The following is a 23121-nucleotide window of genomic DNA, read 5'->3' as shown; positions in this document are numbered from 1 at the left end:
TTGTTACTCGACCGCTCCAACCGTTCGGCGAATTAACGACGCTCGGGGCTCGAGAAGCGGCCGGTTGTCTTGCTTGTCAGTTACTCCCGGTCCTGGCCAGCATCTCCGCGTAGAGAACGGGAGTGATGAGCGGATCGAGCACCCGCACCGGGACCTGTTCGCGGATGGGGCCCAGCAGGCCCGACCACAGGGTGCAGGCAAAGAAGATAACTTCCGCGTCGAGGTCGTGGTAGGCCCGCTCCGCCGCTTCCAGCGCGGTAGTAGTGGCCGAGACTTCCATCTCGGCCCGGACCGCGGCTCGCAGCCCCGGCGGATCCTCGGCCAGCAGCCGGTTCACCTCGTCTGCGGGGGGATGGCCGCTGGGTGCTGAGATCACCCCGGCGAAGATGGACTCGGCGCCGTACCGATGGATCAGCCGGCGTACCCAGTTGGCGTTCTGGGGAAGGTTCTCACCCTCGCCGCTCTCGATGCGGGGGCAGACGACCGCCAGATGGCCGAAGGCGCGACCGGTCGCCACTGCCGCCTCCATCGGTCCCGTCACCGGGATGTCGACCAGGTCCTTGGCGTCCTCCACGCCAGGGTCGGCGGCGCAGGCGATCACGACCGCGTCGAACCCGTCCCGCTCCGCCGTCTCGACCTGGGTGAGCAACTGGTTCATCATGAGCGAGTGGGCCGGAAGGAAGGCGGTGGCCGGGACCCCGGTGCCCATCAGCGAACGGACCTCGACCTTCGTGTCGGGCGCAGTGGCTCTTGCGATGGCCTCTTCGACCATCGGGTTGTACACGTCAACCCCCATCGGGTTGATGACCTGGATTCTCATGGCTTCCGTACCTCCAAGACTGGACTGCTCGTGTGCGGATACCCGGTTCCGCTTCGGACGGGGTCGGGGTGTGACTTCATCGTAGATTGAACTGCATTGGCATGATCACCTCACGACCGATTCAGGACGAGGTGCCCGTGGCCCGATACGGTGGCGGTCCAGTTCGGCGGCACGAGGGTGGTGCAGGCGTCCTCCAGGACGATCACCGGTCCGGCTAGTTCAGCGGCCCTGGGTAGCTCCGAGCGCTGGTAGACCGGCGTCTCGAACCAGGAGTCTCCGAACCAGGTTCGTTCCATGCCGGTCGGAGACGGCACATCGCCGGTCGGGAGGGCTTGGGGGCGAGGGCGGGTCATGCCACCGAAGGCGGCCATCCGGAGGTTGACGAACTCCACCGCCTCCCCGGGATTGCTGTGCCCGTAGCGGACGTTGTGGGCCTCGGCGAACTGGTCCGGTATGCCTTCGATCAAGGTCGCCATGCCCTGGCTCGTATCGAGCGGGAGTGTGACCGTGTACTCCTGGCCCGAGTAGCGCAGATCGGCGGACGGCTCCAGCGTGATCGCCTGGTCGTCGAAGCCGTCTTCCTTCACCATCATCCGGGCCCGCTCCTCCAGATCCGACAGGGCGGCCTCGAGGGCTTCATCCGAGAGGTCGGCCGCCCGCACATAGAAACTCTGGACGGCGTCGTGGCGGGTGTCGGTCTGGAGCATTCCATAGGCGGAGAGGACGCCGGGATTGACCGGTACCACCACCGTATCGAGGTCGAGCTCGTCCGCCAGCGACGTGGCATGGAGCGGGCCGGCTCCTCCGAAAGCCACCAGGATGAAGTCGCGGGGATCGATCCCACGCATCACCGTGATCTCGCGGATGGCGTTGGCCATGGTCGAGTCGGCCACCGCGACCATGCCGGCGGCCAGCTCCAACTCATCCATCCCCAGGGACTCCGCCACCGCCGTCAGGGATTGTTCGGCGGCTGCCCTGTCGAGAGCCATACCACCGGCCAGGCGGGTGCTACTCGGTAGCCGTCCAAGGTGGAGATTGGCATCGGTGATGGTCGGTTCCGTTCCTCCCGATCCGTAACAGGCGGGTCCGGGGACGGCTCCGGCCGAACGCGGGCCCACGCGGAGCCCACCGCCCGCGGTGTGGCCGACACTTCCCCCACCGGCGCCGATGGTGTGGATCGCGACGGTGGGCGCCAGCACCGGGTGCCGTTGGAGCTCCGATTCGAGTTCGACGTCAGCCCGTCCATCCACCACCAGGCTCATGTCGAAGGACGTCCCGCCCATGTCCACGCATATCAGCCGGCTCGCAGCCGCTTCCTCGATCAGGTCGTCCGCCACCGAGAGGCAGGCCATGGTGCCCCCGACGGGTCCGGAGAACAGGGTCTGGATAGGCTTGCGTCGGGCAGACCCGGCGGACATGACGCCCCCGTTGGACTGCATCACCCGCAACGATCCCCGCATGCCCCGCTCGGCGGTGCGTATCTCCAGTTCCTCGAGATAGCTACCCACGATGGGTGCCACGTAGGCGGCGATGGCCGTGGTGCTGGTCCGTTCGTACTCGCGCCACTCGGGGGCCACGTCGGAGGAGCACACGACCGAGAGCGAGCGGTCCACCGAGCGGAGCAACTCGGCTACCCGGTGCTCGTGGGCGGGGTTGGCGTAGGAGTGGAGGAAACAGATGGCCACTGCGTCATAGTCATCGGCCAGCCGGGGCGCCATCTCGCGGATCGCCTCCTCCTGCAAGGCCAGGACCACCGATCCGTCCGGTGCCATCCTCTCGTCCACCTCGTAGATGGACCGGCGAGGCACCAGCGGGGTAGGGGGTCGGTAGCGGACGTTGTACATGTCCGGCCGGTTGGCTCGGCCCAGCTCGTAGACATCCCGGAACCCGCGGGTGGTGAGAAGGGCGACCCGGGCGCCGCGGCGCTCGAGGAAGGCGTTCAGCCCGGCGGTGGTGCCGTTGGTAATCGAGTCGAGTTGGGTCCAATCGATGCCGAGCTGGTCGAGTGCTGAGAGAACACCGTCGTAAAGCTGGCTCGGGGTGGTGAGTGCCTTGGCTGTACGAGTGTTGCCATCGTCGTCGATGACCACAGCGTCGGTAAAGGTACCGCCTATGTCCACCGCTACGCGCATGGGCTCCCCGGAGATGGCTGATAGCTACATACGAACAACGCGCCTGCACACGGGCCGACCCGTTGAGAGGGTTATGCTGATCGGGTTCTTCCGCCCGCTACCGCAGCAGCCGGGCGTACCGAATAGGCATCCTACGATGCGGGAAGGGCTGGTGCAACCTGGGCGAAGGTCAGGGGTTCCGGTCGTTGAAGAGGGTGCCGCCGGCAGCCCAGTCGTCGGCGCCGATGTCATGGAAAACCACGGTTACCAGGTCCTTGGGCGAGCCCTGGTGATGGTGAACCACGTTGCGGGCAATGCTGTCCGCCACCTCGTCCGCGAGCTTGCGTTTCGCCTCCTGAAGGTCACCCTCTACGAGGTCATACATGAAGTGAATGTGAGCGAGCGGCATCAAGACCTCCTCACTGGCAAACGGGCAACCACCCGACTATCGCACGTTACCCGGCTGAGGATAAGCCGGTGCGCATACCGGGAGGCGAAAGATCCAGAGGGAGATCATCCGGTTGCGCTATGGCCGAGTCCGCCGCCGTCTTGATCCGGCTGTAAGCGGTTACAACGTACACGATCCCTCCAACCGTAACGAGAACCGGAGCGGCCGTGGCAAGAGCGGGGCCGCCGCCCAGGGCCACGACGACCGTCATGCCAGCCCCGCCGATGGCAGCCCCCTTACCCTTGGTCAGCATGTCTTTCAGAACCCTTCGACCTGCCTGTCGGTACGTCATCTCGTCCTTGTAGACGTAAATAAGGTTCTCGGTCACGCTGACCACTCCTTCGAGGGCCATCCCGATGCATCCGGCGACCGCCGCGGTCTGGAGCGCCTCGGCTGCGACGATCCCAGTGGCATGGAGGGCGTTCAGCGTGTTGGCCTTTGCCAATTCGAGGGGGGTCATGTCGGCATTGCCGCGGGCCAAATTGTCACGGGCAGCCTCCCAAACAATGTTGGCATTATCCATCATCCGTCCAGGCATATTGCTAACCGCTTTAATATGACTGGCATGCTTCCCGTCGATGAAGGCGAGCACCGCGTCCTCTCCAAGATTCCTGATGGGGAACGGAATGCTCGACTCGTAGAAGGAACTCGCGAGATGGACCGGTCTCCAGGCACCGTGCATGCCCGCCAACGCGAGCTTTGTCTTGAGCAATGGAGAGAGGTCGTTGAAGGTTGGAACCGCTGCCTGAAGGCTCACAAGAGCTCCCCAGGCTCCCGCCGCGGCTGCCTGTGCCCACTCGTCCGTGTTATCTCCGCCTTTCCTCGCACCGGTCTTGAGTGGCTCGAAGGACTCCTGGCACTTCTTCCGGAAGACCCGGCCGTGCTCTAGAACACCGGCAGCGGCCACGCCCATTGCGTTACCGACGTCTGAAGCCGTCGTTCCCGCTAGTGCCCGGGCCTTGCCGGCCGCCGCAGTGCCGGCTTCTCCGACTTCGGTAGCCGTGGTTTGGATGAGTTCGGTGGTCTTGCCGGCAGCAGTGGTGGTGGCCCTTCCGATCTGGGCCGCTGCGGTCCCGGCGACATCACTGATCGTCGCTTGCGCGGAAGCCGTAATCGCTTGTGCCAACTCAGCGGGCTTGGCATGAAACCGCATGTCTGCCTTTTTGACATCTCGAACCGTCGCGTTGGTGTACCGATAGGCGACGCGGCTAGCTTTGCCCACCACTAGTGCCGCCCCTTGTGGAGCCTTGGCGACCTTCGAACGTACCGACTTCAATTGCCGTGCCTTGCTGTCCTCTCCGGAGCGTAGGGCTTCTTCGCTTGGGTTCATGACCATGTAGGCGGGTCCCTCCCGAGGATGAAGATGCATACACACTAACGAGGGCACGGGGCCGCCGGGTGGGGCGGTAGCATCGGGCCATGACCACTGCAGCGGAGGCCGGCAATGATGCTCGACCGGTCGACGGGGACGCTGTGGCCGCCTCCTTGGGTGCTGCGCTTAGGAGACTTCGCAAGGCACAGGGGCTGACGCTGCAGCAACTGGCCTCCCGCTGTGGTTTGTCCCAACCGTTTCTCAGCCAGCTGGAGAACGGGAAGGCCATGCCCAGCCTGATGGCTCTTCACTACGTTGCCCAGGCTCTGGATACCACAGCTCACAGCCTTCTCCAGCCTCAGGAGCGGTTGGATACCAGCCTGGTCCGTCATGGCGAAGGTGAGACCTACCAACTCGTGGAAGGTGCCTCGGTGCGGTTCCTGACCCGGGGAGGCTCCCACCTCATGGAGCCGAACGAGGTGGAGTTCGACCCCGGCGTCGGCACGGTCAACACCGGCCACGAGGGTGAGGAGGTCATCTACGTGCTGGAGGGTTGCCTGCGGGTGGAGCTGCAGGGCTCGGCGCCGGTCGAGTTGACCCGAGGCGATGTGTACACCTATCCGGCCACGATCCCGCACACGATCACGGCAGCCGGTCAGGCCGGCTGCCGTTTCCTGGTGGTCTCGTCCCCACCCTCGTTCTAAGCAAGGGCCACTGGCCTTCAGCCGATCATGAACGCGGACGCGTGGACCACGGCGCCTTGGTGGATGAGGGCCTGGCCCACCGTCCTCCGGTCGTTCACGTGCAGCTCTGTGCCGAGGCCGACGCCTCGGTTCGCCACTGCCGCCGCTCCGGCGAAGCGTCCGATCCTGTGAAGGGCCAGGGTTGCCGAGGGATGTCCGTTGGCGGTCGGTCGTTCCAGCAGGTGGGATCGGACCAAACCTTCCCAGTGGGGGAGGAGCAGGTCGCGGTTGCCGAACACTTCGATCGCCACCACGCGCCTCCCGTGGGCGACCACCACGCCGCACTGGCCCGGCAGCGGCCCTCGCCTGGCGAGGCGCCGGATCACGTGAGCACGTTGCCGGTCGCGGCGGAGGAACTGCTCGGCGTCCCGGACGGCCCGGGTACCGGAGTCGACCCCAAGATGGGCCAGTTCCTGGTCGATAACGTTCCAGACAGCGGCCTGGTCGCTCCGCCGAGATCCTTCCCGGCGGACCGAGTCGGCAACCGACGCGTTCTTCGCCCGCCGCGTCCGTCTTGGTGCGAATGCCCGTCCGTGGCCGAAATCACGACGATCGCCCCACCTGCCCTGCTCGAGGCACGACACGGGTATGTCGAGGTGGGTGGACGGAGCCACCAGGACGCTCGTGTTGAGCACCCGGTCCTGGAGGCCGCCGATCAACTGTTCCCCCTCCGGGATCAGTACGGGGTGGGTTGTCGGATTCGTCACTTCGAGCGATGGCACCCTCGAAGCGCGTAGCTCCTCGATGACCAGACCTGCGTCCGGTCCCGTGGCGATCTCGGGCAGGTCGTTCCCAGGCAAGTAGACGGGGAACAGGGATATCCCCAGCCGGGTGATGGGCCGGCCAACCGCCGCCCGTTCCAGGTTCGGGATGCCCCGGCGCCGCCTAGGGCCCCTCGCGGGCCCGCCCCCGGGCCTCATCACGTCCTCCGCCTCGCGGGTGCCGCCGAAGAAGGTCCCGGAGTCTCTCGTCCGTTCGACCCTGGTCTTTCCCCGAAACTCTCGGGTGGCTCGCGAGATCGACTGGAACGCCGCTGAGGTACCCACCGCGGTGGCGGCATAGTTGGAGGTGCTCTCCCGGGAGACTCCGATGCGGCCCGCTTCCAGGTAGCTGTCCTGGTTGGCGCCCATGAACACGAACTCCCAACGGTCTTCCTGCCTGCGGCTGACCAGCTCCGCCACCCGCGCCCGGGTGTACCGGCTGGAGGCGTTCTCCAAGCCGTCGCTGAAGATCACCACCAACTGGTCCTCCGCGGGTCGATCGTCCCGGGATCTGGCATCGATGCGCCGGTCGGCGTGCTCGATGAGGTCACCGATCGCGTCCAGCAGGGGGGTCATCCCTCGCGGCCGGTAGATCTCGGTGGTGAGCTCCGGTACGTCCTCGACCCGCACCGCATCGTGGATGATCTCGAACGGCGCCTGGCTGTCGAACTGTACGAGGGTGAGATGCGCGGTTCCGGGTGCCCGGGCCTGGTCGGCGATGAACGTGTTGAACCCTCCGATCACATCCTGGGCTACAGCGCCCATCGATCCCGAACGGTCGAGAAGGAACCAGAGCTTGGTCGGCTCGGTAACGGTCGCGTCAGTCAATATATTTCTCCTTCGGTCTGGGCTGCCCGGGCGTTCTGCATCTAGGTAAGACACCGAGACTCACCGAGTTATTCCGTTTTGACAATAACCCTAGCTCCGGGTTCTTGTCCTGTCAACACAAACTTGATATCATCGTAACGATGGGGTGTGACACGAAGCCTCCCGACGGGTACGACCCGCGGGCGTTCCCACCGGTCGCCGTCACCGTGGACGTGGTCACCTTCACCATCGTCGGCAACGAACTTCAGATCCTCCTGATCCGGCGCGGGCAAAACCCAGGCAAGGGGCGTTGGGCGCTGCCGGGCGGCTTCGTGCGTCCCAACGAGGGTCTAGAGGAGGCCGCACTGCGCGAACTCCACGAGGAAACAGGGGTTAGAGCCCAGCCGCGCCATCTCGAGCAACTAGGCACGTACGGAACGCCTGACCGCGACCCGCGGATGCGGGTGGTCACAGTCGCCTACTGGGCCATCCTCGCCAATCTTCCCGAGCCGCGGGGAGGTGGAGACGCGGCCGACGCCAGCCTCTTCTCCGTCGTGATGGTCGAAGCCGATGCCCTCAAGTTGGCTTTCGACCACGGCACGATCATCAAGGAGGCGGTGGAAAGGGTGCGCTCGAAGCTCGAATACACCACCCTCGCCGCGCAATTCTGCCCACCCGAGTTCACTATCAGCCAGTTGCGGCGGGTCTACGAGGTGGTGTGGAACGCCCGCATCGACCCGGCCAACTTCCACCGCAAGGTCACGACCAGCCCCGACTTTCTCCGCTCCACCGGCGCCCAAACAGGTCCTCGTGCCAGAGGAGGGCGTCCAGCCAAGATCTATAGCCCAGGCAAGGCAATGTACATTTCCTCACCGCTCATGAGATCCCCCAGTCCAACCGATAGCGAAGACCACCCCTCGGAGGAGCCTCCGGATCGTGAGGGGGCCGACTGAGCGGCCGCACTCCTCCCAGCATGTGTTGGCGAACAATCGGGAGTCACGGGGAAGTCACGGGAAGTCACCAGTGGACTTCCCGGTAGAACTACCAGAGAGTTCACGGTAGGCCGCCGGAGCCGCTCCGTTAGGCGGTAGGGCCCCTGGTATCAGAGTGCCGGCGAGCATCTCGGACAACGACTACAGGAAGGGCAGGAGGACCTCCAGCAGGCCGTCGGGGTTGTCGACCGGCACGACGTGGGTGCTGTTCTCGACCTGGACCAGGGTTGCGTTGGTCATGCGGCTGGCCATGTCGGCCATGACATCGTGGTTCACGAAGCTGTCGGCGGCATGAACCAGTAGGGCCGGGGTCGCCATGCCATCCAGCCGTTCCCAGTGGTCGTCGGAGCGGAAGGGCCAGCGTTCGAAGAAGTAGGGGTCGTGCTTGGGTGCCAGCCGCCCGCCGTCGACCGGTCCGAAGCTGGTCAGCGCGGTCAGCTCCAGCATCTCCTCGGGGGCGTTGGGGAAGGCGAATCCGAGCCCCGTGCGCACCTCGCCATGGTCGGCTTGGCTGGTGGGTCGGGGGAAGAGGTCGGTCTCGCTCTGGGCGAATGAGGCCTCCACGTCCACCACCACGATGCTTCCGACCCGGTCGGGGTTCTCCGCCGCGTACTGGATGGCCACCAGGGCGCCCCAGGAGGAACCCATCAGGTCAACGCTCTCCTCACCAAGAGCTTCGATCAGGGCTCCCAGGTCCGCCACATGGTCGGAGGTCGTGTAGCTATGGTCCGCCGACCACTGGCTCTCGCCGTAGCCGCGGAAGTCGAGGGCCACCACCCGCCGCCGGTCACCGATACCGGCCGCTACGGCCTTCCAGTTCCAGGCGTTGCCGATCACTCCGTGCATGCATATCAGGGTCGTCCCCTCGCCTCCGTAGTCCAGGTAGTGCAGGCGGTTGCCTTGGGAACCGGTCGTGTATCCATGCCGGACGCTCGGCGTCTCCATGTGTCTCCTCCTCAACGTGTGGCTGACGGGTTCGGTTGCTCGCTCCGTGAGTTTGATCATATCTATTGCAATCCGTGGGCCATGGCAAGCCACGCGGCCCGAACCCCCGCCAGATTATTACCACCACCAATATCAATTCGGCTAGTGTTGGACCATAGACCGGCATCGAGAAGGTGGTCCGTATGGGAGTGCTAGACGGCAAGGTGGTCATAATCACCGGCGGGGCTCGTGGAATCGGCCGCGCCTATGCCCTCGGCGTGGCCGCTGAGGGAGCCAGGGTCGTGATCGCCGACCTGTTGGACGGCTCGCCGGTGGTGGAGGAACTGGCCGACTCCGGCTCCGAGGCCCTGTCCGTCACCACCGACGTGAGCGACGAGGCATCCACGGCGGCCATGGCGGAAGCGGCCATGGACAGGTTCGGGCGGATCGACGTGCTCATCAACAATGCCGCCATGTTCTCGGAGACCACCAGGGGGCCCTTCACGGACCTGACCGTGGCCGAGTGGGATCGCACCTTCGAGGTCAACGTCCGGGGGGTCTGGCTGTGTACCAAGGCGGTATACCCGCACATGGCGGCCCAAGGCTCGGGCAAGATCATCAACATCGCTTCCAATACCTGTTACAAGGGGACGCTCGGCTTCCCCCACTACGTGGCCAGCAAGTCGGCCTTGCTGGGCCTCACCAGGTGTCTGGCCAACGAACTGGGTCCCGAGGGCATCACGGTCAACACGGTTTCGCCGGATCTGATCCCCAATCCGGATCTCCGTCCTACCGACGCCACCAGCGACCCGTTCGTGGTGTCGGGCCGGGCCATCCGGCGCACCCAGGAGGCTGACGACATGGTGGGAACGATCATCTACCTCAGCTCCCCGGCGTCCGATTTCGTCACCGGCCAGAGCCTGCTGGTCAACGGCGGCGCCTTCTTCCTCTGAACGTGTACCCAGGATCCGGACCGGAAGGCAGGTGAGAATGGCCAAGCCGAGCATGCAGGACCTAGCCGATCCGTTCGTACCCGAGCGCGACTCCAAGTGGTACCGCGCCATGTGGCACTTCTGGCATCCGGTCGCCTACAGCGGCGATGTGGTCGAGGGCGAGATGTTGCAGGGCCAACTCCTCGGCGAACGCATCCTCCTAGTCCGCCATGAGGGGACGGTCCGAGCGTTCATGGACGTCTGCAGGCACAAGGGAGCGGCGCCCTCGCTCGGCTGGATCGAGAACGGCTGCATCAACTGCCCCTACCACGGTTGGTCCTACGACATGGAGGGCAACCTGGTCAACATCCCCTCCCGTCCGGAGCTCAACGGAATACTGAAGGTCAATCTGGAGCGTTACTTGTGCCGGGAGGGCGCGGGGCTGATCTGGGTCTCGCTGGTCGATGAGCCATGGGGCGATCCTCCCGGCCTGGCCGAGTGGGACGACCCCGACATGCACTGGCAGTCACCCGCCTACTACGACTGGAAGACCAGCGCGCCACGCCGTCTCGAGAACTTCGTCGACTTCTCGCACTTCCCGTTCGTCCACGAGAACATTCTTGGAACCAGGGACAAGGCCGAGGTGGAGGACCACGAGGTCTGGCGGGAAGGTCAGATGCTCCGCTTCGACCGCTACGTGGTGGAACCCAACGACGACACTATGAAGGGGATCCTCGGGATATCCGACGACATCGTCACGGTGCTCAACCGCTACTACCTGAGCCTGCCGGGCACGATCTATCTCCTACGGATCTTCCCCAACGGCAAGCGCTACGGGCTCTACATGGTTTCGGCGCCCACCGGGCCGGCCACCTGCCGCAACTTCTGGCACATCGGCTCGGATTTCGCGCAGACCGATGAGGACCTGGCCTTCCTCATCGATTTCGAACTGATGGTGCTGGATCAGGATCAGCCCGTGGTCGAGTCCCAGTGGCCCGAGCATTTGCCTGACCTGCTCAGCGCCGAGATGTACATCAAGGTGGCCGACGACGTCACCCTCGCCTACCGCTCATGGCTGTTCGAGTTGGCAGCCGACTTCATGAACGAGTAGCCGGGAGGGGAGAGGACGCCGGCGGAGCGCCTAGCCGCACGAAAGGAATGGAGGGCTCATGGGCACGCTCGACGGCCAAGTCGTAATAGTGACCGGCGGCGCCGGCGGAATAGGGAGCGCCTACTGCCGAGGTCTGGCCGCGGAAGGCGCATCTCTGGTAGTGGCGGATCTCGCCGACGGCTCGGAGATGGTGGCTGAGGCCGAGGAGATGGGCGCCCGAGCCATCTCGGTACAGGTCGACGTGAGCGACGTCGCCTCGACCGAGGCGATGGCGGCCGCCACCGTGGACGCCTTCGGGAAGATCGACGCGCTGGTGAACAACGCCGCCTTCTACCTGACGCTCACCCAAGGCCCGATGGAGGAGATCTCGCCCGAGGAGTGGGATCGCTGCTTCGAGGTGAACGTCAAGGGGCCCTGGCTCTGTGCCCGGGCGGTTGCGCCCACGATGAGGGCACAGGGGAGCGGGAAGATCGTCAACATCGCCTCGATGACGGTCAACGACGGTACCCCCGGGTTCCTTCACTACGTCGCGTCGAAGGCGGCCATCTGGGGTCTGACCAGATCCCTGGCTCGGGAACTGGGCGACGACGGGATCTCCGTCAACACCCTGACGCCCGACTACATCCCCCACGATGCCGACTACGCCGCTAAGCAGCCGCACGTTGATGGCCTCATCATCGGTCGCCGCGCCTTCAAGCGATCCCAGGTGCCCGACGACATGGTCGGCACCCTCCTCTACCTGGTGAGCCCCTGGTCCGACTTCGTGACCGGTCAGAACATCTGGGTCAACGGAGGCTCCGGCTTCCACTAAGGCAGGCTGGTGGCCGGCGCCACCAAGCGACCGGTCAGCGGTTCTCGTAGTCGGGGTACTTCCTCACGGTCACCGGTTGTCCGGAGGCCTTGCGGCTCCGGTACCAGGACTCGAACCGGATCATCCACTGATCGGAGCGGGCGATGATGGCCTCCTCGTCAAGGAAGGTGAACTCCCCGTCCCGCATCAGGAACGTGCCATCGACCATGGTGTCCGCGGCGAGCGTGCCCGCGCACTTGGTGACGATCCAGTAGAGGAGATTCCCCGCGTTGAGGGGGTAGAGGGTCGTGTTCCGTTGCAGGTCCACCGTGATGATGTCGGCGCGCTTTCCGGCCTCGAGCGTCCCGATCTTGTCCCCGAGCCGCAGCGCCTGGGCGCCCCCGATCGTGGCCATCTCGATGGGCACCCACGGTTCGAACTGCGCCTCCTGGTCCAACGGGACGACGGCGTTGACGAGATAGGCCGTGTAGATGTTGTCGAAGATGTTGCCTGCCGGCATGTCCGTTCCCATGCCCAGCGTGACGCCGGCCTCCCGCAGCGTGGGCACGTCGGCGACGCACCCGTGGTAGGTGGCGTTTGATTGCGGGTTGTGCGAGATCGCAACTCCAGCCTCCGCGAATACCTCCGCTTCCCGGCGGTTCACCTGGTCGCAGTGGAAGAAGAGGGTCCGTTCCTGAAGCAAGTCCTTGGCCTGGAGATAGGCGACCGTCCCTCCCCAGGCGGCGTACTGGGCGTCCGACATCTCACGGTCCTCGGGACAATTGAGCAGGTGGGTGGCGAACCCGACGTCGTATTGCTCGGCCAGTTCCATGCAGCCGAGGAGAAGCCGCTCCGTACACGAGTAGGTGCAGTGGGGGTGGGTCGCGACCTGGATCCTCCCGTCTTCGGCGTTGTGGTAGTTCCGGATCGTTTCTTCGGTCTGGGCGAGGTACCCGTCATCGTCGAGGCCGTCGCCGAGGAGGACGTTGCTGACGGTCTGGGGATGGATGATGAGCCGCATCCTCGACTTGACCCCTGCTCGATACGTGTCGTCCGGAAACGGGAAGGCGCTCGTGATGGTGGTGGTGCCGTGCTTGATGGCATTGCACATCGACAGCAGGGTCAGGTCATAGGTGCTCTCCCCTGATACCCAGGTGTAGGCGGGCCAGATGAACTTCTCCAGGCACTCGGATATCCCGGCGTATTCCAGCGATGATGGATCGATACCGGGAAGCAGGTTGAGGGCGTAGTTGGCCAGGTGGTTGTGCGTGTCGATCAGCCCGGGCATGACGAGCTTGCCGCTGCAGTCCATGACCTCGCCCCCCTGCGTCGTGACCTCGGCACGAGGAGAGTCCGTGGGCCCACCGACGGCCTTGATAACGGGCCCGTCGACGAGTACCCAACCGTCCTCGATCACACCCTCAGGGTTCGGTTCGGCGATCAGGAACCGGCAATTGTCGAACAGGATCACGTCAAGGCCTCCCTCCGAGACCGGGTCACGCTCAACCCGGATGCAGTCTCCATGGCTTGAGGAGGCCCGTTATGCCGGCCCGTTCGATCAGTTCCGCGGACCGGGCCCGGGCCTCGGCGATCACCTCGGCCTCGTCAACCTTCGTGGAGGCGCCGTTCTCGTAGATCACTACACCACCCACGATCGTCATTACGACGTCGGAACCGCGGCCGGCGTAGACGAGCGTGGAGATCGTCCGGTTGAGAGGTTGGAGGTGGACCCGCTCGAGGTCCACGACCGCGATGTCGGCCAGCTTGCCCGGCGCCAGAACGCCCGCGTCGATGCCCAGGTAGCGGGCGCCCTCCCGGGTAGCCAGTTCCAGCGCATCCTCGGATCGGAGAGACGTGGGCTCGAGGGTGTGCAATCGCTGCACGAATATGGCCTGTTTCATCTGCTCGAACATGTCCTGGCGATGGTCACAGGCCGATCCGTCGGTACCCAGAGACACGACCGCCCCCGCCGATCTGAGGTCGTTCATGCGGATGGCGCCGTCCGCCATGTAGCAGTTGGATGTCGGACAGTGGGCCACTCCGGCGCCTGCTTCACCAAGGGACGCCACCTCGTCGTCATCGAACCAGACGCCGTGGGCGATAGCGGCCCTCTCGTCGAGGATGCCGGCGCGTTGCATCCAGTGGACGGGCCGTTCGCCGTAGCAGGAAATGTATGCATCAGGGTCCGTCTCGGGCGCCGAGCAATGGATGTGCCACCGGGTGTCGAGTTCGTGCGCCAGTGCGACCGAGTCGAGGATGAGGCTCCGTTCGATGAAGTTCCCGTCCGGCGCCGGCCAGACTCCCACCTTCCGGCCGGACGTCGCCTCGATGGCGGCCCGGGTTATCTCGAGTTCCTCTTCCGGTGGTATCGCGAAGAGGTAGTCAGGGATGTCGTAGTGCCGTGTCACCTCGGCCGGTGACCCGAAGATGCCCCGCGTCACGGTGCCGCGCAGACCTACCTCCTCGATGGTCCGCGCCACGCCTACTGTCGTCTCGACGTCCGTGGGGGCGTAGTGATCGTCGACCACCGCGGTGGTGCCGGCCCGGGCGGCCTCTAGCGCGGTCAACCTGACCCCGGCCCAGGCTTCCTCCCTGCTGATGACCTGTGCGTACGGCCACATGAAGTCGGTGAGCCAGGGGTAGAGCGGCATCCCCTCGCCCAGGCCTCGCCCGAGGCTCTGGAACATGTGGGTATGGGTATCGACGAAACCGGGGAGGACCGCCTTGCCGGTGCAATCGATCACCCTCGCGGCGCGGTATCGATCGAGATCACTCGGTGTGCCGACGGCGAGAATCCGGTCGCCCTGGATTGCCACCGCTCCCGGTTCGAGGACCCGCCGTTCGTCATCCACCGTGATCACCGATCCGTTGGTGAGTAGCAGATCACAAACCGTGTCTCGTCCGGCATTCATTTGGTGCCTCACTCCTACGCGCGTTCGGACTGGAGTGTATTATTGCCGAGAGTGATATTGCTGAGAGTGATATCGCGAGCGGAAGACAGCGGCCGGTGCGACCGGACGCCGGACTCCACGGACGCACCCGCTTCCGGACCAGGGAGGGACCAAAGATGAGACTGCTAAGAACCCCGTTATTCAGCCTTACCCTTGTTCTCGCTGTCGTTGGCGCGGCGTGTGGAGCGGACGACGCGCCGACCACGACGGCGGCGCCTGCGACGACGGCGGCACCCGCGACCACTGCTGCACCTACTACAACCGCCGCGCCCGAGCCGGAGGCGCCATCGGTGATGCGGGTGGCCTTCATCGCGCCGGGCCCAATCGACGACCCGTGGTACCAGTCGATGCTGCACTCGCTGGAACGTCTCGCCGAGAAGGCGCCCTACGGCCTGGAGATCTCGACCGAATGGTTCGAGAACATCGAGTACGGCGACAGCGAGCGGATCTTCCGCGATCTGGCCGCCAGCGGCAATTACGAGATGATCTTGGGTAGCAGCACGTACAGCGACGCGGTCTCAGCAGTGATGGACGACCACCCGGACATCCTCTTCGTCTATGCGGGGTCCGGCAATGATCCGCTGGGCGGCAACGCATTCTGGATCGACACCTTCATCCACGAACCCGCCTACCTGACGGGGGTCGCGGCGGGTATGATGACCGAGACCGACAAGATCGGCGTCGTCGCCAACTTCCCGTTCCCCAACGTCAACGCCCCCATCAACGGGTATCTTGCCGGTGCGCGGTCGGTCAACCCCGATGTGGACTTCGAGGTCACGTTCATCGAGAGCTGGTGGGATCCCGCCACCGCCAAGGAGGCCGCCGCGGCCCAGATCGCGGCGGGCGCCGACGTGCTCTACGCCATCGTCTTCGGTGTCTTCGAGGCTGCCGAGGAGGCGGGTGTCTACGGGGTGGGCGACCTCGTCGACGTTCAGTTCCTTGCGCCCGACGTGGTGCTCACCAGCACTGTGGCCAAGTGGGACCAGGCCATCGAGGTGACGATCGACGGCTGGTGGGACCAGATGGCCAACGGCGTTCCGATGAACGCGCCGATGGAGCGGATCATGTTCCACATGCCGCAAGGCGGCGGCGACATCGCTCCTCTCAACGAGGCGCTGGTGCCCGCAGACGTGCACGACAAGGTGCTCGAGGCCCGGGACCAGATACTGTCCGGCGACCTGGTGGTGGACCTCAACGACGCTCCACCCGAGTAACCGGGGTTTCACAGAGAGTTTCTCGACCGGGGAGGCGGTGGTAACCGTCCCCCCGGCATCGAGTGCATCGTCCGGCGCCGGGGTTCACTCGATGGCAACGGAGTAGACCACCACGTCTCTCGAGGGTGCTCCGCCCATATCGCCGGTGGCCACATGGAGATCCATGATCGAGCGCGCCACCTCCAGCCCGGTCGCGTCGGTGGTCCCGAACACCACGTAGACACCCTGACTGTCGAGCAGGGCGGCGTTGGGGCCGGTGGTTATGAAGAACTGGGCGCCCCCTGAGTCGAAGCCCGCCGATCGAGCCATGACCAACTGACCGGGCTGGTAACTGTACGGACCGACGGGCCGGCCGGTGTCCGGATCCAGCGCGAACGGCGGCTCATCCGGGATGGTGTAGCCCGGTCCCGGATCGGATGGGCTGTTGGTGTGTGGGGAACCGCCCTGGATGATGTCGATCGACGGGTCGGTCCGGAATAGAAGGGTGCCGTCGTAATAGCCCCAGCGGGCAAGGGTGACGAAATTGTTGACCGTTTGGGGCGTGTCGGCCGGTGTCAACTCGAAACGCATCTCCCCTTCGCTGGTGTGGAACACCGCGGTGTAGCCCGCCGCGGGATCAATACACATCGGTGGTGGGCCGTCGAAGTCGAGCCTTGGCCCGTCGCTTCCGTCCGGCGCCGGGCAGCCCTCCGGAACGGCGCCGGCACCGGAAGGTCCATCCTCGGCGCGAACATCCGCCACCGTGCCTTCGGCCGCGTCGAGCACGGTGGCTCCGGTCGTGTCGACTGCTACCGATGTCTCGCCGTCCGGCGCTGCTTGAAGGATCAGGAACAGAGCCGCCAGCGCGACGACCACCAAAGCGCCCGTCCCGATCGCGACATTTCTGCGCCGCCCGCCGCGCCGTTGCTCGGCCGCCTTGACCTCCTCGAGCCGGCGCAGGCGATTCTCCTGCTTGCGGCGTTGGGCCCTACCCATGACGTTCCTTGAGGTCGTCTGGACCGGCCGCCTGCCGGTCGGTGCGCTTGATTACGAAACGGGGTACCACGGTGGCAGGCTAACCCCATCCGGTCTTTCAGCCCCTCTCTACCGCGCAGTTCACTTCGTACTCATCCACCAGCTTCAGCATGCGCTCCACGTAGGACCGTACGTCATGCCGATCGGTGGTGATCTGGTAGTCCTCCATGCCGCCGTGATGGAAATGGATGTGGAGCTTCTCAGCGGCGGTGAACCCGGTGGACAGGAACGGGTCCTCATATTCCTTGGCCAACTGCCGGGCGGCGTTCTTGTTGGCTCGATGGGAGTTGTAGTCCCAGCCGCGCTGGATGGACGCGGCCATGACAGCCTGGACGGACGCGCCGTAGAGCTTCTCGGCGCCCTGGCGGGTGTCGCCCACCGCGAACTCGGCCTCCGCCTGATCCATGAACTCCAGCGCCTGAGCCACTCGCTCCGTGACGGTGGTCTCTTGCATGACAGTCATAGCGGGGGACCTCACTCTGTGCTGGCTCGTCCGGCATGGTCCCGCGAGCCGGAAGCAGCCACCGAGCGCCTTATCGTATCTGTGCGGTCAACGTATCCGCTCGGGCAGTGGCGGTCAAGACCCTTGATCGCGACCAACCCCGCTCCTTCGGGAACCATCCTGTCGAGGCAAGGGCCATGGACCGGGCCGTTTGACAGATCAATATAGATGGCACCAATATTCAGTTACTCGACCAGGGGAATGGAGGAGTTGTGGCGGACGGGACCTTTGACGGCATCATCATCGGTGGCGGCTACAACGGACTGACCCTGGGCGGATACATGGCGCGCCAGGGCCTGCGCACACTTGTTCTCGAGCGGAGGCTGGCGTACGGCGGTGCGACCATCACCGAGGAGGTCACCAAGCCCGGCTACTACCACAACCTGCATGCTAACTTCATCTGGTCCTACGGGCCTCCCCACCAGGACTTCGAGCTACATCGCTACGGACTCAAGCTGATGCGCGGCGAGGTGGAGCGGGCCTACCTGTTCGAGGACGGCGCCGAGCTCCTGACCTATACCGACGACCCGCAGCGGACCTACCGCCAGTTCAAGGACGTCATTCCCAAGGCGGACCTGGACACGATGGAGGACATCTACCACCGCTTCCTCACCAAGGTGGAGGAGGAGTTCTACGCCCCGCCGAGACCTACTCCGGAGCGTGGTCGGGGACTGGACGGCGCCGATCGGGCGGAATACCAGAAGATGTGCGACATGAGCGGCCGCGAGTTGCTCGACTACCTCTACGAGAGCGATCGCCTCAAGACCTGGATCGCCATGAACGCCTGCGTGCGGGGGATGCCCGACTTCGCCACCGGGGTGGGGGACTTCTTCATGCGCTACGCCGCCTCGCCCCGCCTGAGCATCGTGAGGGGCGGGACTCACCAGATCGCCCAGTCCCTGGCCGCGTTCTTCCATGCCAACGGCGGTGTCATCCTCACCGGGGAGCATGTGGACAAGATCATCATCGAGGGAGGCCGGGCGGTGGGCGTCCGCACCTCCGAAGGGAAGACTTTCCGTGCCGAGAAGTTCGTGGCCTCGGCCGTGGACCCGCCGGCCACCTTCCTGCAGATGGTGGGGGAGGAGCACCTCTCTTCCGACATCGTCGAACGCTGCCGGGAGTGGGAGATCGAGTACCACACCGCGCTCTTCGGTTTCCACGCCGCCTCGGCGGTTGCGCCCGACTACTCCACCAAGTACTCGGAGGAGGCCAACAAGGGCCTGGCCATCTTCTTCGGGGTGAACACCCTCGAGGAACTCGACCGGCACTGGGAGGAGATCGGCAACGGTCGGATACCTTCGGCGCTGGGCGGAGACGCCTGCTGCCACACCGTGATCGACCCTTCCTACGCGCCCGCGGGCGGCCACACCCTGCTGTTCTGGCAGTTCGGCCCCCCGGCCGACAAGCTGGAGAACGGCGCCAAGACGTACGACGACATCAAGGACGAGCTGCTGGAGAGGATGCGGGCCCGCTGGGCCGAGTACGCGCCCAACCTCACCAGGGACAACATGCTGGCGACCTACGCCTACACCCCCGACGACATCCAGAACCGGATCATCAACATGGTCGGCGGGGGATGCCGCCAGGGCGCTTACACCAACGACCAGTGGGGCATCAACCGGCCCTTCCCCGAAGCCAGTGGCTACCGCACCCCTATAGAGGGCCTCTACATGTGCGGTTCGGCCTGCCATCCGGGCGGTTCGATCCACTTCGGTCCCGGCTACAACGCGGCCAACGTCATCGTCGACGATCTCGGCATGGAACGCTGGTGGCCTCCGTACCGGATCCTCGGAAAGCCGGTTCTCTCCCGCAACTGAACAAACGACATGATGATCTGCGGGCCGCTCGCTATCCTTCGATGAGTCACGCTTCGTGATCCGAGGGCCAGGGTGCCCAATAGTTGCCAACCCGGAGGAGCCTCGGGCGGAGAGAAGATCGCACTCCTGGTGAGAAGCGACCGAAAAAGAGGAGGATAGTCCTTATGAGGAAGCTCATGGACCGCCGGGTCTTGACCCTGGTGACGATGCTGACCGCCCTGGCTCTGGTGGCGGGTGCCTGCGGCGGGGACGACGAACCTGCCGCAACCACTGCGGCGCCCACCACTACGGCTGCTCCGACCACTACGGCCGCCCCGACCACTACGGCCGCCCCGACCACTACGGCTGCGGCGCCCGCTACGACCGAGGCCGAGATGACGGAGCCCGACGAAGAAGCGCCGATGGGTCCGACCGAGTTGGACGTCGCCATGATCATGCTGGGCACCAAGGAAGAAGGCTGGTACGCCACCTTCATAGACTCGGTCCACCGGGTGGCCGAGGAGATGCCCCACGGGTTGACCATTACCCTGGAGCAGATCGAGGAGATCCCCTACGCTGACGGTGAGCGGGTGATCCGGGACCTGGCCCAGACCGGTGATTACGAGATCATCGTCGGTCACAGCACCTACTCGGACGCGGTCGCCGCGGTCAAGGATGACTTCCCGGACATCCTGTTCGCCTTCTCCGGATCCGGCAACGAGCCGACCGGCGGTAACGGTTACTGGATCGACGTGTTCATCCACGAGCCCGCCTACCTGGCCGGGATCATCGCCGGGGCCATGACCCAAACCAACCACGTCAGCGGGGTGGCGGCTTTCCCGTTCCCCAACGTCAACGGCCCGCTCAACGCGTTCATAGACGGCGCCAGGTTCGTGGCCCAGCAGATGGGCAAGGGTGAGATCACGTTCGATGTGGCCTACATCGAGAGCTGGTTCGACCCCGCCACGGCCCAGGAGGCGGCTGCCGCCCAGATCGCGGCCGGTTCCGACATGATCTATGCCGAGCGCTTCGGCCCCTTCGCTGCCATCGAGGAGGCGGACGGTGTGTTCGGCTTCGGACACTTCACCGATCAGCTCGGGCTGTCGCCGGTGGTGCTGACCAGCGCGGTCGCCCGCTGGGACACCGCCTTCATGGACCTGGTTGACGCCTGGTACGCCTACACGACCGAGGGCGTTCCGTACGATGCCCCGATGGAGCGGATCGTCTACACCTCGATGGTCGATGGTGGGTCGTCGCTCGGAGAGATCAGCGACCTGGTTCCGGCTGAGGTCCAAGACGGTGTTGCCCAGGCCGAAGCGGCCATACTGGGCGGGCTCCTGAGGGTGGAACTGAAGACGGATCCGCCCGAGTAGGGCCCTATCACCCGATGAATCCGATACCTCAGGGGAGCGAATTCGGTGACTGAGACGATCCTGGCTGTGGATCGGGTCACGAAGCGCTTCCCTGGGGTGGTCGCCAACGACGCGGTGAGCGTCGACATCCGCCGCGGCGAGATCCACTGCCTGCTCGGCGAGAACGGCGCCGGCAAGACCACCCTGGCCGACATTCTCTACGGGGTCTACCGGCCCGACGAGGGGTCGGTCACCTTCAGGGGCGAGACGCTCGAGCTGCATACGCCTAGAGACGCCATCGCCGCCGGTATCGGCATGGTGCACCAGCACTTCGAACTGGTCCCCCCGATGTCGGTGGTGGAGAACGTGGTCATCGGGACCTCGGCCAACCAGTGGCTCGATCTATCGGAGGTAAAGGACCGGCTCAACGAGTTCTTCCAAAACTATGACGTGGAGATAGATCCCGACGCCGAGGTGGGCCGGTTGTCCGTAGGGGAGCAGCAATGGGTCGAGATATTCAAGACCCTCTACTTCGGCGTGGAAGTCCTGATCCTCGATGAACCGACCGCGGTTCTCACCCCCCAAGGGGTCCAGGAGCTCTTCCGGATCCTTCGCCGGATGCGGGACGAGGGCCTGACCATCATCCTGATCACCCACAAGCTCAAAGAGGTCATGGAACTGTCCGACCGCGTGACCGTCTTGCGTCTCGGCAAGGTGGTCGGAACCGTAGATACAGCCGATGTCGAGATGCGGGATCTGGCCCAGATGATGGTGGGCCGGGAGGTGCTGTTCCAGTTCGACAAGGAGCGGTCGCGTCCCGGCGAGGTGGTCCTCGAAGTGGACGGGATCCATCTCGCCAGCGTCACCGGGCGTGGCTCTCTGAAGGGTCTCTCCCTCAGCGTCCATGCCGGGGAGGTGGTCGGCCTCGCCGGTGTCTCCGGCAACGGTCAGAACGCACTCTTCGACGCGCTGGTAGGGGTCGAGAAGCCCTCCGCCGGCGCCATCCGGATAGGCGGGGTGGGCATCGCCGAGATGTCCGCCAACCGGATCGGGCAGCTGGGGATGGCCAGCGTGCCGGCCGATCGTATCGCACAGGGACTCCTGATGGACTTCAAGGTCAAGGAGAACCTCGTGTTGGGCCGTCACCGCTCAAGGCCCTTCTCCAGGGGTGGGGTGCTCAACCGGGGCGCCATCGACGGCTTCGCCGCCGAGTCGATAGAGGGGTTCGACATCAGGACTCCCTCTGCGTCCCAACTCACCCGGACCCTATCGGGCGGCAATCTGCAAAAGGTGATCATGGCCCGTGAGCTGTCCGGGGAGCCGCGGCTGCTGGTGGCTCACCAGCCCACCCGCGGGCTGGACATCTCCGCCAGCGAGTACGTCAGGCGCAGGTTGCTCGAGGAGCGGGAGCGTGGCTCAGCGGTGCTGTTGATGTCCGAGGACTTGGACGAGATCTTCCAACTCTCCGACCGGATCGCGGTGATCTACGACGGCCGGATCGTCTCGGAGACCACCCCGGAGCAGGCCGACCTCCAGTCCCTCGGCCTGAGCATGGCCGGCGCCGATACCGTCGAGGCGGGATCAGCTGCATGACCGATCAAGCCCCTTCCGAGCTCCAGACGCCGGACGGCGGCGGCCGCCGGGATCCGCTGTCGATGTTGTTCCATCCCGGCGCTTGGCGGATCGAGAAGAGGCTCATAGTCCGCCCTTGGCACGAGGTCCTCGCACTGATCGCCGCTCTCGCGGCGGCGGTGGCCATCATTGCCGGCCTGGTGCTGTTCATCGGAAAGAGTCCGGCCGATTCGTTCGCCGCCCTGTACAACGGCGCCTTCGGCACCCGGGAGTCCACCCTGGAGACCCTGGTACAGGCGACACCGCTGATCCTCACGGGCTTGGCGGCTGCGATCGCCTTCCGGGCCGGGGTCTGGAACATCGGCGGCGAGGGACAGTTCTTCGCCGGTGTTATGGGTACCTGGTTCGTCTACGACCTTTGGGGAGGGCTACCGGCACCGCTGCTCTTCGTGTTGATGTTCATCTTCGCCGCCATCGCGGGCGCCGCCTGGGCATCGGTGGCCAGCGGGCTGCTGGTTCGGTACGGGACCAACGAGATCCTTACCACGGTCATGCTCAACTTCGTGATCCTTTACATCCTCTCCTACCTGCTGGCCGGACCCTGGCAGTCGCCCGACACCTTCTACTACCAGACCGTACGGATGGCGGACACCACCTACCTGCCCCGTTTCGTCACCGGCAGCCGCCTTCACTGGGGGTTCGCCATCGCGCTGATCGCCGCGCTGGTGGTCTACTGGCTCATCAGGCGCACCACCCTGGGATACGAGATAAGGGGGATCGGCTCCAACGTGGTCGCCTCCCGCTACAAGGGCATCAGGGTGGGTACCGTGACCCTCGCCACCATGGCCATCTCGGGAGCTCTGGCCGGCATTGCCGGCGCCGGGGAGTTGCTGGGGCTCCACCATCGTGTCCAGCTCGACATCGCCGAGGGCATCGGTTTCACGGGCATCATCATCGCCCTGGTGGCCC

Annotated in this window: 20 protein-coding genes; 10 read left to right on the top strand and 10 right to left on the bottom strand. The window is 65.1% G+C overall.

The annotated features are described in order from the left end of the window. Positions 1–76 precede the first annotated feature (76 nt). The 4 genes from OXM57_08560 to OXM57_08545 all read right to left on the bottom strand — a co-directional run bounded on the left by OXM57_08560 (position 77) and on the right by OXM57_08545 (position 4655). Positions 77–820, bottom strand: a complete 744-nt coding sequence (locus OXM57_08560) for an aspartate/glutamate racemase family protein (protein ID MDE0352730.1) — start codon at positions 818–820, stop codon at positions 77–79. 110 nt (positions 821–930) lie between these two features. Further along, the gene (locus OXM57_08555; GenBank protein MDE0352729.1) at positions 931–2952 is read right to left on the bottom strand and encodes a hydantoinase/oxoprolinase family protein; all 2022 of its coding nucleotides are present in this window, start codon (positions 2950–2952) and stop codon (positions 931–933) included. 169 nt (positions 2953–3121) lie between these two features. After that, positions 3122–3340: a tautomerase family protein gene (locus OXM57_08550; protein ID MDE0352728.1), complete on the bottom strand. Its 219-nt coding sequence runs from the start codon at positions 3338–3340 to the stop codon at positions 3122–3124. 46 nt (positions 3341–3386) lie between these two features. Continuing rightward, entirely contained in the window at positions 3387–4655 is a 1269-nt protein-coding gene (locus OXM57_08545) for a hypothetical protein (GenBank protein MDE0352727.1), read from the bottom strand. Between the two features lie 143 nt (positions 4656–4798). Here OXM57_08545 and OXM57_08540 point away from each other — a divergent pair, with 143 nt between their 5' ends. Beyond that, positions 4799–5395, top strand: coding sequence for an XRE family transcriptional regulator (locus OXM57_08540; protein ID MDE0352726.1), 597 nt, complete (start codon positions 4799–4801; stop codon positions 5393–5395). 17 nt (positions 5396–5412) lie between these two features. Here OXM57_08540 and OXM57_08535 read toward each other — a convergent pair whose 3' ends face one another. Then, complete coding sequence (locus OXM57_08535; GenBank protein MDE0352725.1) at positions 5413–7023, bottom strand: VWA domain-containing protein; 1611 nt, start codon at positions 7021–7023, stop codon at positions 5413–5415. Positions 7024–7163: 140 nt separating this feature from the next. On the opposite strand from OXM57_08535, the gene OXM57_08530 reads away from it, so the two are divergent. After that, positions 7164–7955: an NUDIX domain-containing protein gene (locus OXM57_08530; protein ID MDE0352724.1), complete on the top strand. Its 792-nt coding sequence runs from the start codon at positions 7164–7166 to the stop codon at positions 7953–7955. 180 nt (positions 7956–8135) lie between these two features. Here the strand turns inward: OXM57_08530 and OXM57_08525 are convergent, their stop codons facing one another. Beyond that, positions 8136–8939, bottom strand: coding sequence for an alpha/beta hydrolase (locus OXM57_08525; GenBank protein ID MDE0352723.1), 804 nt, complete (start codon positions 8937–8939; stop codon positions 8136–8138). A 182-nt stretch (positions 8940–9121) separates the two neighbouring features. Here OXM57_08525 and OXM57_08520 point away from each other — a divergent pair, with 182 nt between their 5' ends. The 3 genes from OXM57_08520 to OXM57_08510 are packed head-to-tail and all read left to right on the top strand — an operon-like array spanning position 9122 to position 11772. After that, positions 9122–9871, top strand: a complete 750-nt coding sequence (locus OXM57_08520) for an SDR family oxidoreductase (protein MDE0352722.1) — start codon at positions 9122–9124, stop codon at positions 9869–9871. A 37-nt stretch (positions 9872–9908) separates the two neighbouring features. Continuing rightward, entirely contained in the window at positions 9909–10961 is a 1053-nt protein-coding gene (locus OXM57_08515; protein ID MDE0352721.1) for an aromatic ring-hydroxylating dioxygenase subunit alpha, read from the top strand. 58 nt (positions 10962–11019) lie between these two features. Then, the gene (locus OXM57_08510) at positions 11020–11772 is read left to right on the top strand and encodes an SDR family oxidoreductase (protein ID MDE0352720.1); all 753 of its coding nucleotides are present in this window, start codon (positions 11020–11022) and stop codon (positions 11770–11772) included. Positions 11773–11806: 34 nt separating this feature from the next. Here the strand turns inward: OXM57_08510 and OXM57_08505 are convergent, their stop codons facing one another. After that, complete coding sequence (locus tag OXM57_08505) at positions 11807–13222, bottom strand: amidohydrolase family protein (protein ID MDE0352719.1); 1416 nt, start codon at positions 13220–13222, stop codon at positions 11807–11809. Between the two features lie 31 nt (positions 13223–13253). Then, a complete protein-coding gene (locus OXM57_08500) occupies positions 13254–14663 on the bottom strand; it encodes an amidohydrolase (GenBank protein MDE0352718.1) in 1410 nt (469 codons plus the stop codon). 332 nt (positions 14664–14995) lie between these two features. On the opposite strand from OXM57_08500, the gene OXM57_08495 reads away from it, so the two are divergent. Beyond that, positions 14996–15916 carry a BMP family ABC transporter substrate-binding protein gene (locus OXM57_08495; protein MDE0352717.1) on the top strand — a complete coding sequence of 307 codons (921 nt, stop codon included), beginning with the start codon at positions 14996–14998 and terminating at the stop codon, positions 15914–15916. Positions 15917–16000: 84 nt separating this feature from the next. Here the strand turns inward: OXM57_08495 and OXM57_08490 are convergent, their stop codons facing one another. Together OXM57_08490 and OXM57_08485 are read right to left on the bottom strand one after the other, a co-directional pair. After that, a complete protein-coding gene (locus OXM57_08490) occupies positions 16001–16891 on the bottom strand; it encodes a peptidylprolyl isomerase (protein ID MDE0352716.1) in 891 nt (296 codons plus the stop codon). A 97-nt stretch (positions 16892–16988) separates the two neighbouring features. Continuing rightward, positions 16989–17393 carry a hypothetical protein gene (locus OXM57_08485; GenBank protein ID MDE0352715.1) on the bottom strand — a complete coding sequence of 135 codons (405 nt, stop codon included), beginning with the start codon at positions 17391–17393 and terminating at the stop codon, positions 16989–16991. A gap of 251 nt (positions 17394–17644) precedes the next feature. Here OXM57_08485 and OXM57_08480 point away from each other — a divergent pair, with 251 nt between their 5' ends. From OXM57_08480 to OXM57_08465, 4 genes are all read left to right on the top strand, one after another. Beyond that, complete coding sequence (locus tag OXM57_08480) at positions 17645–19249, top strand: NAD(P)/FAD-dependent oxidoreductase (GenBank protein ID MDE0352714.1); 1605 nt, start codon at positions 17645–17647, stop codon at positions 19247–19249. Positions 19250–19413: 164 nt separating this feature from the next. After that, complete coding sequence (locus OXM57_08475) at positions 19414–20601, top strand: BMP family ABC transporter substrate-binding protein (protein MDE0352713.1); 1188 nt, start codon at positions 19414–19416, stop codon at positions 20599–20601. A gap of 45 nt (positions 20602–20646) precedes the next feature. Beyond that, positions 20647–22173: an ABC transporter ATP-binding protein gene (locus OXM57_08470; protein MDE0352712.1), complete on the top strand. Its 1527-nt coding sequence runs from the start codon at positions 20647–20649 to the stop codon at positions 22171–22173. Then, positions 22170–23121: ABC transporter permease (locus OXM57_08465; protein ID MDE0352711.1), on the top strand; the 952-nt coding region annotated here is incomplete at its 3' end. The genes OXM57_08470 and OXM57_08465, both read left to right, overlap by 4 nt.

It is taken from the genome of bacterium, from assembly GCA_028820935.1.
In the GTDB taxonomy this organism is placed as follows: domain Bacteria; phylum Actinomycetota; class Acidimicrobiia; order Spongiisociales; family Spongiisociaceae; genus Spongiisocius.
This window is presented reverse-complemented; position numbering and strand designations above follow the sequence as displayed.

Excerpts from the sequence above, each read along its gene's own strand:
- OXM57_08490 (MDE0352716.1), bottom strand. The coding sequence starts at position 16,891 with ATGGGTAGGGCCCAACGCCGCAAGCAGGAGAATCGCCTGCGCCGGCTC.
- OXM57_08475 (MDE0352713.1), top strand. The coding sequence starts at position 19,414 with ATGAGGAAGCTCATGGACCGCCGGGTCTTGACCCTGGTGACGATGCTG.
- OXM57_08520 (MDE0352722.1), top strand. The coding sequence starts at position 9,122 with ATGGGAGTGCTAGACGGCAAGGTGGTCATAATCACCGGCGGGGCTCGT.
- OXM57_08550 (MDE0352728.1), bottom strand. The coding sequence starts at position 3,340 with ATGCCGCTCGCTCACATTCACTTCATGTATGACCTCGTAGAGGGTGAC.
- OXM57_08500 (MDE0352718.1), bottom strand. The coding sequence starts at position 14,663 with ATGAATGCCGGACGAGACACGGTTTGTGATCTGCTACTCACCAACGGA.
- OXM57_08495 (MDE0352717.1), top strand. The coding sequence starts at position 14,996 with ATGCGGGTGGCCTTCATCGCGCCGGGCCCAATCGACGACCCGTGGTAC.
- OXM57_08515 (MDE0352721.1), top strand. The coding sequence starts at position 9,909 with ATGGCCAAGCCGAGCATGCAGGACCTAGCCGATCCGTTCGTACCCGAG.
- OXM57_08540 (MDE0352726.1), top strand. The coding sequence starts at position 4,799 with ATGACCACTGCAGCGGAGGCCGGCAATGATGCTCGACCGGTCGACGGG.
- OXM57_08530 (MDE0352724.1), top strand. The coding sequence starts at position 7,164 with ATGGGGTGTGACACGAAGCCTCCCGACGGGTACGACCCGCGGGCGTTC.
- OXM57_08560 (MDE0352730.1), bottom strand. The coding sequence starts at position 820 with ATGAGAATCCAGGTCATCAACCCGATGGGGGTTGACGTGTACAACCCG.
- OXM57_08510 (MDE0352720.1), top strand. The coding sequence starts at position 11,020 with ATGGGCACGCTCGACGGCCAAGTCGTAATAGTGACCGGCGGCGCCGGC.
- OXM57_08555 (MDE0352729.1), bottom strand. The coding sequence starts at position 2,952 with ATGCGCGTAGCGGTGGACATAGGCGGTACCTTTACCGACGCTGTGGTC.
- OXM57_08485 (MDE0352715.1), bottom strand. The coding sequence starts at position 17,393 with ATGACTGTCATGCAAGAGACCACCGTCACGGAGCGAGTGGCTCAGGCG.
- OXM57_08525 (MDE0352723.1), bottom strand. The coding sequence starts at position 8,939 with ATGGAGACGCCGAGCGTCCGGCATGGATACACGACCGGTTCCCAAGGC.